Below are 12726 nucleotides of genomic sequence, written 5' to 3'. Positions count from 1 at the left end.
CTCAGTGCATACCGGGTTAATGTAATGTTATCGTTTGGCTTTATTGCTTCGGCTTACTTTACCAGGCCAAAGGTTTAGCCTTTTGGCTCAGGCAACTTGCCTCCAGCCTGCCGAAGCGCATCGGGTGTATCAAGATCCAGTCTTGCGGCGGATCCGATCTCGACTTCGGCCACGAACCCGGGGTTTTCGCCAATGATGTGACGCGCTCCAACGTCGCCGTTCAAGGATTTCAGGGCTTCGAAGAAGCGTCGGTCCCACAAGACCGGATTGCCCCGTTTCCCATCCGCCGTTGCGGTGACGATCAGACTGTTGTCGTTTTCGCGGTAAGTGCCGATCAGCCTCTTCAGAACATCGCTGCCGATACGTGGCATGTCGCCCAGAAGAACGATCACCGCATCGGTATCTGCGGCGAGAGCATTCATGCCGGTGCGGATGGACCCGGCCATGCCGTCTGCAAAATCCGGGTTGTGCACCAGCGTAACATCCAGATCTTCGACCTGTGCGCCGACTTCTTCAGCCAGATGCCCGGTTACCAGAACGGTCTGTGACAGACCGGCGCCGGCGGCAGCTTCCGCGGCATGCCGGATCAGGGTCTTGCCGTCCAGCGTCGCAAGCAGCTTGTTCGGACCGCCCATGCGGGACGACTTGCCTGCGCCAAGGATCAGTGCCGCGATCCTGGCAGCTTCGCCCTTGCGTTTGCCTTCGCGGGGCTGCGGCCGTGTCCCGATTTCCATCAAAAGGCCTCCAACACCCATCGCGGTAATGTCGTCAGGGTGAACTTCCAGTCCGGCAAGCAGGCGGTCCAGAACCCAGTCGAAACCGTTCTCCTTCGGGCTTCGGGCGCAGCCCGGTGCGCCCAGCACGGGAATGCCGTCGAGACTTCCGAGCATCAGCAGGTTGCCAGGGTCCACCGGCATGCCCAGGTGGTGCACCGTCCCGCCGGCAAGATCCAGACCTGCAGGCAGCACGTCCTGCCTGTCGACAACGGCAGAGGCCCCGAACAGGATCAGAAAATCAGCGCCTTCTTCCTTCAGCGTGCGCAAGGCTTCAGCGACGGCCTCCCTGCTGTGGGCGACCCTGTGCTCGCTCAGGATGGTTGATCCGCTCGGCAACAGCCTGTCTTCCAGCACGCGGCGGGTCTTGTCCATGGTCGAGGGCTTGAGATGCGGCAGTTGCGTTGCGACAAGGCCAACCTTGCGCGGACTGAAGCCGGCAACACGGACTGCACCCCTGAGAGCGCTTTCGGCGGCTCCCAGTGGTTCTTCTGGAACGGCAAAGGAAATGATCTTCGCGGTTGCAACCATACGGCCGGCCAGAACCTTGCAGTAGTTCGGCAGCGTCGCGAAAGTGATGGCCGGATCAATCCGGTTGGCCGCGGTAACCGCATCCGCATCGACCACCAGGACGCCGTTGGTGGCGGCATAGAGGTTCATGCGCCCCGTAAAGGCGGTGTCGGTCTCAAGACCCGCACCTGCAGCAGCCGTGGCAAGCTGCTCGGCCGCGGCATCCTCGCCGATGTCGCCGGGTTCTATTCGGGCAACCATGAGGCTGTCGATACCGGCGGCGGCAATCTCGGCGCAGTCTTGTCCCGTCAGGCGGCGGCCTTTTTTCAGCACACGCTTCGGCAGGGCTGTCCGGTGCGCGAGAATACAGCCTTCGGCATCTTCCGGCGGACAAGGGCCGAATATCATGCGGCAGCCCCCGGAGCGGTCCGTAACGCCTTGATGATGGCGCCCAGCACGGCCACCGCAATTTCCTCCGGCGAAGCTGCTCCGATATCGAGACCGATCGGAGCATCGATCCGGTCAAACAGCTCAGGTGCCAGGCCGGCTTCGGTAAAGCGTTCCAGACGCTTGCCGTGGGTCTTGCGGCTGCCGAGCGCCCCGACATAGAAACATCCCGTCTTCAGCGCTTCCATCAGGGGGAAGTCATCTATCTTCGGATCATGAGTGACAGCGGCAACGGCCGTGAAGGCATCAAGGGGTGCATCCTTCAAGACCTCTTCGGGCCAGTCCGCCTTGAGTGCGCTTCCGGGAAAGCGGTCTTCGGTGGCAAAGGCCGTGCGCGGATCAATGACGGTCACATCAAGCCCCGCAATCTCCGCCATTGGAACAAGCGCCTGGCTGATGTGCACTGCGCCGATGATGACCAGGCGCGGCGCAGGCAAGGATACGTTCAGGAAGACTTCGCCACTTTCTGCGGTGATCATGCCGGATTTACCTGAGCGGAAACGCCTTGCAAGTTCCTCAGCCAGGGGATCGCCGGAAAAATCGTCGGATTTGCGGACGAGGCGTTGCTGCCCGTCCACCATGTCGGTCACCAGGATCGCCGCACGGCGCGCGGCACGGTCCTTGTTGAGGTCACTTAGCAGGGAAAAGTCCATGGTCTATGCGCGGTCCGTTGCCAGTTTCAGTCCAAGTCCCACCAGAAGCGATCCTCCGAGCCAGCGTGTGAGGCTCTGGAACCTTGATGTCCTGGTCAGCCGTTTCTTCACTTGGCTTGCAAAAAGAACGGTGACGATATCTGCCGAGGTGAAAGCGAAGTTCACGAACGTTCCCAGGATCAGGAACTGCGCCCAGATCGGCAGGCTTGCGTCAGGGGTGACGAACTGGGGCAGGAAGGCGATGAAGAAGATGGCGACCTTGGGATTGAGAACCTCCACCAGCACGCTGTCTGCAAAGGCTCGCTTTTCGGATTTTTGGGGCAAATTGGGTGTCGGTCCGGCCACTACGCGGGTCCGGATCATCTGGATGCCGAGAAAGATCAGGTAAAGCCCGCCAACCAGCTTCAGCGCAAAATAGAGTGTCGGCACGACACTGAAGATCGCCGACAGGCCAAAGGCTGCGGCAAAGACATGCACATAACAGCCCAGGTGAATACCCGCGGCAGCCATGAAACCGGCCCGCTGTCCGCGGGCGATCGTCTGTGCGGCGGTATAAAGCAGGGCCGGGCCAGGCATATAGGCAAAAAGAGCCGTAGCGGCGACGAAGGCAAGCAGGGTTTCCGTGGTCATCGAAATCAGGTCCGGGATCAGGTGACGGGTTCGACGTAGACGCGAATGCGGCCGCCGCACGAAAGACCGACACGCCAGGCTGTCTCATCTGCAACGCCAAATTCCAGCGTGGTCGGTTTGCCGGTCTCGATGACGTCGATTGCCTCGGACACCACCGCCCCTTCGACACAACCGCCGGAGACGGAGCCTTCGAAGTTGCCCTCAGCATCAATGACCAGATGGGACCCGACCGGACGTGGCGCGGAACCCCAGGTCTCGACCACGGTCGCCAGTGCAACGGAACGTCCCGCACCGCGCCAGCTTTCGGCTGTCTTCAAAACGTCGGGAATGGAAGTCGTCTCTGTGGCCGTCATGAGGTCGCCCCTTCAAGGTAGGACCTTCAATATAGATCTTTCTGAATTTGATGAAAGAGAGCAGGCGAGGGAAAGCAAGCGCAGCATCACCCTGTGCTCCTCGCGCCGCCGCCGGACTTTCTCAGCGATCATCCATCCGGCGGGACGTCGTGATCGGGAAGCACAAGAGCGTTGTCTACCCACGAAAAAACGGCTCCTCGAGGGGGAGGAGCCGTTCAGGTTTTGCGGGGTATTATTTTCGGGCTTATTCGGCAGCCATACGCACGGCGGGAGCGGCATTCAGCACGGCACCGTCGACATGGGCTTCAAAGGTCGCGAAGTTCTTGACGAACATTTGCACCAGCTTGGCGGCCTGAACGTCATAGGCATCCTTGTCCGTCCAGGTTTCGCGCGGGGTCAGGATCGTATCGTCGACACCTTCGACGGAAACCGGCACATCGAAGCCGAAGTTCGCATCGGTGCGGAACTCGGCGTCCTTCAGGCTGCCGTTCAGTGCGGAAGTGAGCAGCGTGCGGGTTGCCTTGATCGGCATGCGCTGCCCGGTGCCATATGCACCGCCGGTCCAGCCGGTGTTGACCAGCCAGCAATCCACATTGTGCTTGGCAATGAGGTCCTTCAACAGGTTGCCGTATTCGGACGGATGCCGCGGCAGGAACGGCGCGCCGAAGCAGGTCGAGAAGGTTGCCTGCGGCTCGGTAACACCCTTTTCCGTGCCGGCCACCTTGGCGGTGTACCCGGACAGGAAGTGATACATCGCCTGCGCCGGTGTCAGACGCGCGATCGGCGGCATGACGCCGAAGGCATCGGCCGTTAGCATGATGATGGTCTTCGGCATCGGTGCGCAGCCGGTGTCGCTGGCATTGGAGATGAAGTGGATCGGGTAGGCCGCGCGGGTGTTTTCGGTTTTCGAACCGTCGTCGAAATCCGGCACCCGGTTCTCGTCCAGAACCACATTTTCCAGAACCGTGCCGAAGCGCTGGGTGGTGGAGTAGATCTCCGGCTCGGCTTCCTCGGAAAGCTTGATGGTCTTGGCGTAGCAGCCGCCTTCGAAGTTGAAGACGCCGCTTTCACCCCAGCCGTGCTCGTCGTCGCCGATCAGTGTGCGGGACGGGTCGGCGGAGAGCGTGGTCTTGCCGGTGCCGGACAGGCCGAAGAACACTGCGGTATCGCCTGCATCGCCCAAGTTCGCCGAGCAGTGCATGGACATGACGCCCTTTGCCGGCAGCAGGTGGTTCAGCATGGTGAAGACAGACTTCTTCATTTCGCCTGCATAGGAGGTTCCGCCGATCAGGACGATCTTGCGGGTCAGATCGCAGGCGATCACGGTTTCTGTCCGGCAGCCGTAGCGTTCCGGATCCGCCTTGAAGCTTGGCAGATCGATGATTGTCATGTCCGGAGCAAAACCTTCCAGCTCGGAACTCTCGGGCCGGAGAAGGAGGTTGCGGATAAACAGCGAATGCCAGGCATATTCCGTATAGACGCGCACCGGCAGGCGATGGGTCTTGTCAGCGCCACCGTAAAGGTCCTGTGCGAACAGCTCCATGCCCTCGGCGTGGGCAAGGAAATCGGACAGCAGCAGGTCGAAATTGGCTTTCGACATCTGGGCGTTGTTGTCCCACCACACAGTGTCGCGGGTCTCGTCGTCCAGAACTACGAACTTGTCTTTCGGCGAGCGGCCGGTGTGAACACCGGTTTCGGCAACAATCGCGCCGCCGGCAGCTAGCTGCGCTTCGCCGCGGGAGAGGGAATATTCATAAAGAGCAGGCTCGTTCTGGTTCCAATAGAGCGCTTTCAGGCCTTTGAAGCCGAAAGTTTCGCAACCAATTGAGGGATTCCTGACACCTACTTCTTGCATGTTCCCGCAGTCCTCGTGATGGGGGCTAGTTTTGTCACGGCCGGAGAAAGTTAAGAAAAGCTAAATCTGGCTGTGAGGGCTGCGAACGTAGTGGAATGACTAAACGGCAGCAAGACTACCAAAGGTGCTATGTAATTGTTTAATCGATTAAAAATCACCATTAAATTGCCAATGATTAATTTGGACGTCGAACTAAAATTCGAAACTTTCGGAATGTTCGAAATGTTGATTGAATCGAAAGAAAGTGCGTTCATTTCGCACTTGTAGTAGAGACTCGACTGAGCCCCGCCACCAATGTACGAGACTTGACGTTAAGTTGGTCTCTTGAAATCTTTTACAGTGATCCCCACCAATGCAGCCGGCTGGGCGGTCTTTGTGTCATGCAAGCATATCCGGAGGCGGATTGCCTTAATTTATGCGCATTTAGCAGGCCAAAGGCTGTGTGTTACATTAATGCCGATGCGCGCCATCGGTGCGTTGCCGGAAATGGAAAAACAAAGCATGCCGACAATTGCCCTGGTCGATGACGACCGCAACATTTTGACTTCGGTCTCTATCGCATTGGAAGCGGAAGGCTATCGCGTTCAAACCTACACCGACGGTACATCGGCGCTCGACGGCCTGCAGAGCGACCCGCCGGAACTCGCGATTTTCGATATCAAGATGCCACGTATGGACGGCATGGAACTGCTGCGCCGCCTGCGCCAGAACTCCGATCTGCCGGTAATCTTCCTGACCTCCAAGGATGACGAGATCGACGAACTCTTCGGCCTGAAGATGGGCGCCGACGATTTCATCCGCAAACCCTTTTCGCAGCGGCTTCTGGTCGAGCGTGTGCGCGCGGTGCTGCGCCGGGCGCAGCCGCGTGACGCGTCCACGCCGCGCGACGATGCCGACAAACTGCTGGAACGTGGCCAGCTGGTGATGGACCAGGAGCGTCACACCTGCACCTGGAACGGCAAACCCGTCACGCTGACCGTGACCGAATTCCTTATCCTGTCCGCGCTCGCGCAGCGGCCCGGTGTCGTCAAGAGCCGTAACGCGCTCATGGACGCCGCCTATGACGATCAGGTCTATGTGGACGACCGCACCATCGATAGCCACATCAAGCGGTTGCGCAAGAAGTTCAAGGTTGTTGATGACGACTTCGACATGATCGAAACCCTCTACGGCGTCGGGTATCGTTTCCGGGAAGTCTGAAACGGACCGGTAGAGCGACTGTCCCGGTAAAACCTGGAAACGATCTGCTTTTGGCTGTTCAGTCGGTTTCGATTGAACAGCCTTTGATCTAATGTGAGCCCGAATGGCGGTGGAAAGCGAGAGCGCGGAAGAGATTGGTGCCTCTGAACCTCAGAACGGTTCGGATCGCTCCCGTCTGCGCCGACTTGGCAACAAGCGGATCCGTCGCCGTCTGCTCAGCCAGTTGGGCCGTATCTTCGGAACCTATGTTCTCTCGTCGCTGACGCGCCGGATCATCGCCATCAACCTCGTGGGTCTGCTGGCACTGGTGATCGGTATTCTGTACCTCAACCAGTTTCGCGCGGGTCTGATCGATGCACGGGTGCAGAGCCTTCTGACCCAGGGCGAAATCATTGCCGGCGCCATTGCCGCTTCCGCCACCGTCGATACGGGCACGATCACCGTCGACCCCGAACGCTTGTTGCAGTTGCAGGCGGGCGAAAGCATTACCCCGACCCAGGAAGACCTCGACAGTCTCGATTTTCCGATCAACCCGGAACGGGTCGGTCCCGTGCTGCGCCGCCTGATTTCGCCGACCAAGACCCGGGCGCGGATCTATGATCCGGAAGGCATTCTCATCCTCGACAGCCGCCACCTTTATACCAGTGCCCAGATCCTGCGCTTCGATCTGCCGCCTCCGACGGCGGAGGAGGAAGGCTTCTGGGATTCGACCTGGCAATGGATCAAGCGCTGGCTGCGCCAGGGTGACCTGCCGATCTATCAGGACGTAGGCGGCGGTGATGGCCGCGCCTATCCGGAAGTGGAGGCGGCGCTTGCCGGGTCCCCGGCCAGCGTGACGCGGATCTCGCAACGGGGCGAGCTGATCGTTTCCGTTGCCGTGCCGATCCAGCGGTTCCGCGCGGTCCTCGGGGCCTTGCTCCTGTCGACACAGGGCGGTGACATCGACGCCATCGTGCGGGCTGAACGTATCGCCATCATTCGCGTGTTCCTGTTTGCCGCCACAGTGACCATCCTTCTGTCGATCCTGCTGGCCGGGACGATTGCCGGCCCGGTCCGGCGCCTTGCGGCTGCCGCGGACCGGGTGCGGAGAGGCTCGACCTCTCGTGAGGAGATACCGGACTTTTCGGATCGGCAGGACGAGATCGGCCATCTGGCGCGTTCGTTCCGGGAAATGACCCACGCGCTCTACAACAAGATCGATGCGATCGAGCAGTTTGCCGCCGATGTCGCGCACGAATTGAAGAACCCGCTGACATCGCTGCGCAGTGCCGTGGAAACCCTGCCGCTGGCCAAGTCCAAGAATTCGCAGGACCGGTTGATGGAAGTGATCCAGCATGACGTGCGCCGCCTCGATCGTCTGATCAGTGACATCTCCGATGCTTCCCGCCTTGATGCGGAACTGGCCCGGATCCAGGCCGAGCCGATCGACCTGGCCGAACTGCTGCGCAACATGGCCGATGCCGCCAACCAGCGGTCCGGAGCGGAAGAGGCAAGTGTCAAGCTGGCCGTTGCAGATGCTCAGGGCAGCAAGCCTTATCAGATGCAAGGCCATGATATTCGTCTCGGACAGGTCGTCAGCAACCTTCTGGACAACGCCAGGTCCTTCTCGCCCGCCGGCGGAACGGTTCGGGTGGATCTCAGTCGGGACGGCCGGATGATCAAGATCATCGTGGATGATGACGGTCCGGGCATCCGTGCTGAAAACACCGAGCGCATTTTTGAACGCTTCTATACCGACAGGCCGGAAGGCGAAGGCTTCGGCAACAATTCCGGTCTGGGTCTGTCGATCTCCCGGCAGATCATCGAAGCCCATGGCGGGACCATCGTTGCCACCAACCGGCTGGTGCCCGGTCGGGACGGCAAGCAGAAGATTGCAGGTGCTCGTTTCACCATCTATCTGCCGGCAGGGCGGAGCAAGTGACGCCTCCGGCGGTTCATGCCAATTGCGTGATGGTGGGCACAGCCGGCCTTCTGATCCGGGGTGGTGCCGGAAGCGGCAAGACAACCCTTTCGGATATTCTCATTGAGGCGGCACGGGCCAAAGGCAATCTCGGCCTTCTGGTGGCTGACGACTACACGCATGTTGCTGCAGCCGATGGACGGCTCGAGGCGCATGCGCCGCGGACGATCGAAGGCCGCATGGAAGTGCGCGGTTTCGGTGTTGTCGAAACGTGCTTTCTGCCGCACGCGCAAGTGCATCTGTTGGTCGAACTGAAGCAGGCCGACGCCATCGAGAGGATGCCGGAGCAGGCTCTCGCGACGACCTGCCTGGAAGGCGTGCATTTGCCGGTGGTTATGTGCCCGCAAAACGACCCTGAGCACAGCCAGCGCCTGATCCGCTGGGCGTTACGGCACCTTTTCCCCAAAGGACCGGATTATATTTGAGGCAGCAGGGGCGTTTTTTGCTTGCAACTGACGAAGCGGTTGAAGAGAGTGCATCAGACTGATAAACGCCCGGCTCTTTCCGGATCTCTTTTGGGATCCTGAGCTTAACGCACTCGATAATCAGGCTAACTGACGCATGATCGGACTTGTACTTGTTACGCACGGGCGCCTTGCTGAGGAATTCAAAGCGGCGCTGGAACATGTTGTCGGTCCACAGGAACAGGTTGAAACCATCTCCATTGGTCCGGATGACGACATGGAGCAGCGGCGCCAGGACATTCTGGCCGCTGTGGAAGCTGCCAATTCCGGCAAGGGTGTGGTGCTTCTGACGGACATGTTCGGTGGCACACCTTCCAACCTCGCAATTTCCGTGATGGACAGCAAATCCGTTGAAGTGGTGGCCGGTGTCAATCTGCCGATGCTGATCAAGCTTGCCAGCGTGCGCGCAGATCGCGAGCTGGCCGATGCTGTCGACGAAGCCCGTCAGGCCGGCCAGAAATACATCTCGGTTGCCAGCCAGGTGCTGTCGGGACAGAACTAAAACAACAATGACAGCGCAGACCGTGTTGGAAAAAGACCTGACAATCGTCAACCGCCGTGGCCTGCATGCCAGGGCTTCCGCAAAGCTGGTGAAGCTGGTGGAGACGTTTGACGCAGACGTCCAGGTTTCCAAGGACGGCCAGACCGTCGGCGGAACGTCGATCATGGGTCTAATGATGCTCGCCGCCAGCCCGGGCTGCTTTATCACTGTCAGCGTCACCGGCTCTGATGCGGGAGACGCCATGGCGGCGATTGCCGAACTCGTCGAAAGCGGCTTTGGCGAAGAAGATTGATTTTGACATTTCGTGCCGCCACCCTGCGGTGCACATTCCTGCTGCGGTCGATCGAGTGAATTCCGGGCATCGGCCACACCCTTCCAAACCGAACCGGGGGCCGACATGGCGAGCCACACTCAGGACCGACTGATTTCCGCCGCGCGCACTGCACTTACCCATGTCCATGAGGCGTTGGAACTTCAATTCGCGTTCGAACTCTGGGACGGATCCCGGGTACCTGCCGATGCGCCGGCGGACGGTCTGCGGCTTGCTCTTTCCGAAACGGCGCTGACGCGTCTTCTTCGCCGTCCCGGCATCAAGACGCTGATCGATCTCTATGCAAATGGCGACGTCGACCCGCGCGGTGGCAGCATTTTCGACTTTGCCGAAAAGCGGCCGACACTCAAAAGCCGGGAAATTCGCAAACGCCTCAACAAGACCCTGCTGCTGAAAACCGGATTTTCGCTCTGGCGCGGTTCTGGTCGCAAGGCTGAAGCCAACCCGGACGGGCTTGATGCCGGTCAGTCAGCGGACCGAAGCTCCGGCAGCCGCAAGGACGACATCGCGTTCCATTACGACGTTTCCAACGACTTCTACCGGCTCTTTCTCGATCCGGAGATGGTCTACACCTGCGCCTATTTCTCCGACTGGTCGAACGATCTGGCAACGGCGCAGAAAGACAAGCTCGACATGATTTGCCGCAAGCTGCGGCTGAAGCCGGGCGACCGGATGCTCGATATCGGTTGCGGCTGGGGCGCCCTGATTTGCCACGCCGCCGAACATTATGGCGTGACAGCCGTTGGGGTCACACTGGCGGAAGAACAGCTGAAGCTTGCCGAGGAGCGGATCAAGGCGCGTGGCCTTGAAGACAAGGTCTCGGTCAAGCTGATCGACTATCGCGACATGGACGGCAAGTTCGACAAGATCTCATCCATCGGCATGTTCGAGGCGGTCGGGCTGGACAATTACGACAATTACTTCCAGAGCGTGCACCGCCTGCTGAAACCGCGGGGTGTCTACCTGCACCATGCGATCACCCGCCGTGGCAAAAAGGATCTGAAGGCGTTCCGCCGCAAGAAGCCGGAATACCAGGCGCTGGTACGCTACATCTTCCCGGGAGGGGAGGTCGACCACATTGGCTGGACGCTGACCAATCTGGAAGCGCACGGCTTTGAGGTTCACGACGTAGAAGCCTGGCGCGAGCACTATGCCCGCACGACACGGCTGTGGGCGGAAAACCTGATGAAGGTAAAGGACGCGGCTGTCGCGGAAATAGGCGAGCACAAATATCGTCTTTGGCTGGCCTATCTCATTGGCGTCTCGCTCGGCTTCGAACGCGGCTCCATCGGCATCTTCCAGACGGTCGCGACGCGTCGCACCAAGGGTCCATCAGGCATGCCGCCATCACGGGCGGATCTCTACCGGACGTGATTGGGACATATGATATAAAGAATTCTTTATATCTTTATTGCGTGATGACCCTGCTGGCGCTATAACCCCTTCCAACGATTTCCGGAGCCTTCCGGATTTCGGCTGTCGCCCGCCCCTGGTGCCGTTTTGGCACTGGTTCACGAGATGGCGGCGACACTCAAGGGGCCTTGCGCCTGAAGCTGGCTCAAAACAGCAGGACTTATTCATGACCGACTACATCGTTAAAGACATCGGGCTCGCAGACTGGGGCCGCACCGAAATCGAGATCGCCGAACACGAAATGCCGGGCCTGATGGCCTGCCGCGCCGAATTCGGTGACTCCAAGCCGCTCAAGGGCGCCCGCATTGCCGGTTCCCTGCACATGACCATTCAGACCGCCGTTCTGATCGAAACGCTGGTTGCGCTGGGTGCGGAAGTCCGTTGGGCGTCCTGCAACATCTATTCCACGCAGGATCAGGCAGCCGCTGCGATTGCAGCTGCAGGCATTCCGGTTTTCGCAACCAAGGGCGAAACCCTGGAAGAATACTGGGATTATGCCGACAAGATCTTCGACTTCCCCGAAGGTGCGAACATGATCCTGGACGATGGCGGCGACGCCACGCTCTACATCCTGCTCGGTGCACGGGTCGAAGCCGGTGAAACCGGTCTGATCGATAACCCGAAGTCGGACGAAGAAGTGTGCCTGTTCGCGCAGATCAAGAAGCGCATGGCCGCCAACCCGGGCTGGTTCACCAAGCAGAAAGAGCTGATCCAGGGCGTTTCGGAAGAAACCACCACTGGCGTTCTGCGTCTTTATGAAATGCAGAAGAAGGGCGACCTGCCGTTCCCGGCGATCAACGTCAACGACAGCGTCACCAAGTCCAAGTTCGACAACCGTTATGGCTGCCGTGAGTCCCTGGTCGACGGTATCCGTCGCGGCACCGACGTGATGATGTCCGGCAAGGTTGCCGTTGTCTGCGGTTACGGCGACGTCGGCAAAGGTTCCGCTCAGTCCCTGGCTGGTGCCGGTGCCCGCGTGATCGTCACCGAAATCGACCCGATCTGCGCCCTGCAGGCTTCCATGGACGGTTTCGAGGTCAAGACCATCGAACAGGCTCTTCCGGAAGGCGATATCTACGTCACCGCGACCGGCAACAAGGACATCATCACCTTCGACCACATGCGTGGCATGAAGGACATGGCGATCGTCTGTAACATCGGCCACTTCGACAACGAGATCCAGGTTGCTGCCCTCAAGAACACCAAGTGCCGCCCGGTCAAGGACCAGGTCGACATGTATGTGTTCCCGGATGGCAAGCGCATGATCCTGCTCTCGCAGGGCCGCCTTGTGAACCTCGGCAATGCCACCGGCCACCCGAGCTTCGTCATGTCCGCAAGCTTCACCAACCAGGTTCTGGCGCAGATCGAACTCTTCACCAAGGGCGATCAGTACAAGAACGAAGTCTACGTGCTGCCGAAGCATCTGGACGAGAAGGTTGCCCGCCTTCACCTGGAGAAGCTGGGCGTCACGTTAACCGAATTGTCGGAAGAGCAATCTCAATATCTGGGGATTAATAAGGCTGGTCCGTTCAAGTCGGAACACTACAAATACTGATTCCGGCGAGGCGGCCCACTAGATGTGGTGATCGCCTCGATTCGGGTCTGTGAACAAAAAAATGCAGGACCCTTTAATTT

General features: G+C 59.5%; 12 protein-coding genes. 7 read left to right on the top strand and 5 right to left on the bottom strand.

What is annotated here, in order from left to right; genetic code table 11:
- Positions 1-74: 74 nt before the first annotated feature.
- The 5 genes from ACP90_RS25485 to ACP90_RS25465 form a co-directional block, all read right to left on the bottom strand.
- Positions 75-1691 carry a molybdopterin-binding/glycosyltransferase family 2 protein gene (locus tag ACP90_RS25485; protein WP_062490788.1) on the bottom strand — a complete coding sequence of 539 codons (1617 nt, stop codon included), beginning with the start codon at positions 1689-1691 and terminating at the stop codon, positions 75-77.
- A complete protein-coding gene (locus ACP90_RS25480) occupies positions 1688-2383 on the bottom strand; it encodes an XdhC family protein (RefSeq protein ID WP_062490786.1) in 696 nt (231 codons plus the stop codon). The genes ACP90_RS25485 and ACP90_RS25480 overlap by 4 nt, the downstream gene beginning before the upstream one ends.
- A gap of 3 nt (positions 2384-2386) precedes the next feature.
- A complete protein-coding gene (locus ACP90_RS25475) occupies positions 2387-3013 on the bottom strand; it encodes a LysE family translocator (RefSeq protein WP_062490784.1) in 627 nt (208 codons plus the stop codon).
- 17 nt (positions 3014-3030) lie between these two features.
- Positions 3031-3366, bottom strand: coding sequence for an XdhC family protein (locus ACP90_RS25470; RefSeq protein WP_022998985.1), 336 nt, complete (start codon positions 3364-3366; stop codon positions 3031-3033).
- 244 nt (positions 3367-3610) lie between these two features.
- The gene (locus ACP90_RS25465; protein WP_062490782.1) at positions 3611-5221 is read right to left on the bottom strand and encodes a phosphoenolpyruvate carboxykinase; all 1611 of its coding nucleotides are present in this window, start codon (positions 5219-5221) and stop codon (positions 3611-3613) included.
- A 501-nt stretch (positions 5222-5722) separates the two neighbouring features.
- On the opposite strand from ACP90_RS25465, the gene ACP90_RS25460 reads away from it, so the two are divergent.
- The 7 genes from ACP90_RS25460 to ahcY all read left to right on the top strand — a co-directional run bounded on the left by ACP90_RS25460 (position 5723) and on the right by ahcY (position 12646).
- Complete coding sequence (locus ACP90_RS25460; protein WP_031268674.1) at positions 5723-6421, top strand: response regulator transcription factor; 699 nt, start codon at positions 5723-5725, stop codon at positions 6419-6421.
- Positions 6422-6524: 103 nt separating this feature from the next.
- Positions 6525-8342 (top strand): sensor histidine kinase, encoded by a 1818-nt coding sequence (locus tag ACP90_RS25455; RefSeq protein WP_062490780.1) that lies wholly within the window; start codon positions 6525-6527, stop codon positions 8340-8342.
- Positions 8339-8806: an aldolase gene (locus ACP90_RS25450; protein WP_062490778.1), complete on the top strand. Its 468-nt coding sequence runs from the start codon at positions 8339-8341 to the stop codon at positions 8804-8806. Before ACP90_RS25455 ends, ACP90_RS25450 begins: the two co-directional genes overlap by 4 nt.
- 136 nt (positions 8807-8942) lie before the next feature.
- A complete protein-coding gene (locus ACP90_RS25445) occupies positions 8943-9347 on the top strand; it encodes a PTS sugar transporter subunit IIA (protein ID WP_022998980.1) in 405 nt (134 codons plus the stop codon).
- 7 nt (positions 9348-9354) lie between these two features.
- Positions 9355-9639, top strand: coding sequence for an HPr family phosphocarrier protein (locus ACP90_RS25440; RefSeq protein ID WP_022998979.1), 285 nt, complete (start codon positions 9355-9357; stop codon positions 9637-9639).
- 105 nt (positions 9640-9744) lie between these two features.
- Positions 9745-11052: a cyclopropane-fatty-acyl-phospholipid synthase family protein gene (locus tag ACP90_RS25435; protein ID WP_055657223.1), complete on the top strand. Its 1308-nt coding sequence runs from the start codon at positions 9745-9747 to the stop codon at positions 11050-11052.
- 205 nt (positions 11053-11257) lie between these two features.
- Positions 11258-12646, top strand: coding sequence for an adenosylhomocysteinase (ahcY, locus tag ACP90_RS25430; RefSeq protein WP_062490777.1), 1389 nt, complete (start codon positions 11258-11260; stop codon positions 12644-12646).
- Positions 12647-12726 lie beyond the last annotated feature (80 nt).

Origin of the sequence: Labrenzia sp. CP4 (assembly GCF_001579905.1) — a bacterium.
Lineage (GTDB): Bacteria > Pseudomonadota > Alphaproteobacteria > Rhizobiales > Stappiaceae > Roseibium > Roseibium algicola.
Note: the sequence above shows the minus strand (reverse complement) of the source record. Positions and strands in the feature narration are given on the sequence as shown.

Bases quoted from the DNA above. Each gene is read 5' to 3' on its own strand.
- ACP90_RS25485 (WP_062490788.1), bottom strand. From the start codon at position 1,691: ATGATATTCGGCCCTTGTCCGCCGGAAGATGCCGAAGGCTGTATTCTC.
- ACP90_RS25480 (WP_062490786.1), bottom strand. From the start codon at position 2,383: ATGGACTTTTCCCTGCTAAGTGACCTCAACAAGGACCGTGCCGCGCGC.
- ACP90_RS25475 (WP_062490784.1), bottom strand. From the start codon at position 3,013: ATGACCACGGAAACCCTGCTTGCCTTCGTCGCCGCTACGGCTCTTTTT.
- ACP90_RS25470 (WP_022998985.1), bottom strand. From the start codon at position 3,366: ATGACGGCCACAGAGACGACTTCCATTCCCGACGTTTTGAAGACAGCC.
- ACP90_RS25465 (WP_062490782.1), bottom strand. From the start codon at position 5,221: ATGCAAGAAGTAGGTGTCAGGAATCCCTCAATTGGTTGCGAAACTTTC.
- ACP90_RS25460 (WP_031268674.1), top strand. From the start codon at position 5,723: ATGCCGACAATTGCCCTGGTCGATGACGACCGCAACATTTTGACTTCG.
- ACP90_RS25455 (WP_062490780.1), top strand. From the start codon at position 6,525: ATGGCGGTGGAAAGCGAGAGCGCGGAAGAGATTGGTGCCTCTGAACCT.
- ACP90_RS25445 (WP_022998980.1), top strand. From the start codon at position 8,943: ATGATCGGACTTGTACTTGTTACGCACGGGCGCCTTGCTGAGGAATTC.
- ACP90_RS25440 (WP_022998979.1), top strand. From the start codon at position 9,355: ATGACAGCGCAGACCGTGTTGGAAAAAGACCTGACAATCGTCAACCGC.
- ACP90_RS25435 (WP_055657223.1), top strand. From the start codon at position 9,745: ATGGCGAGCCACACTCAGGACCGACTGATTTCCGCCGCGCGCACTGCA.
- ahcY (WP_062490777.1), top strand. From the start codon at position 11,258: ATGACCGACTACATCGTTAAAGACATCGGGCTCGCAGACTGGGGCCGC.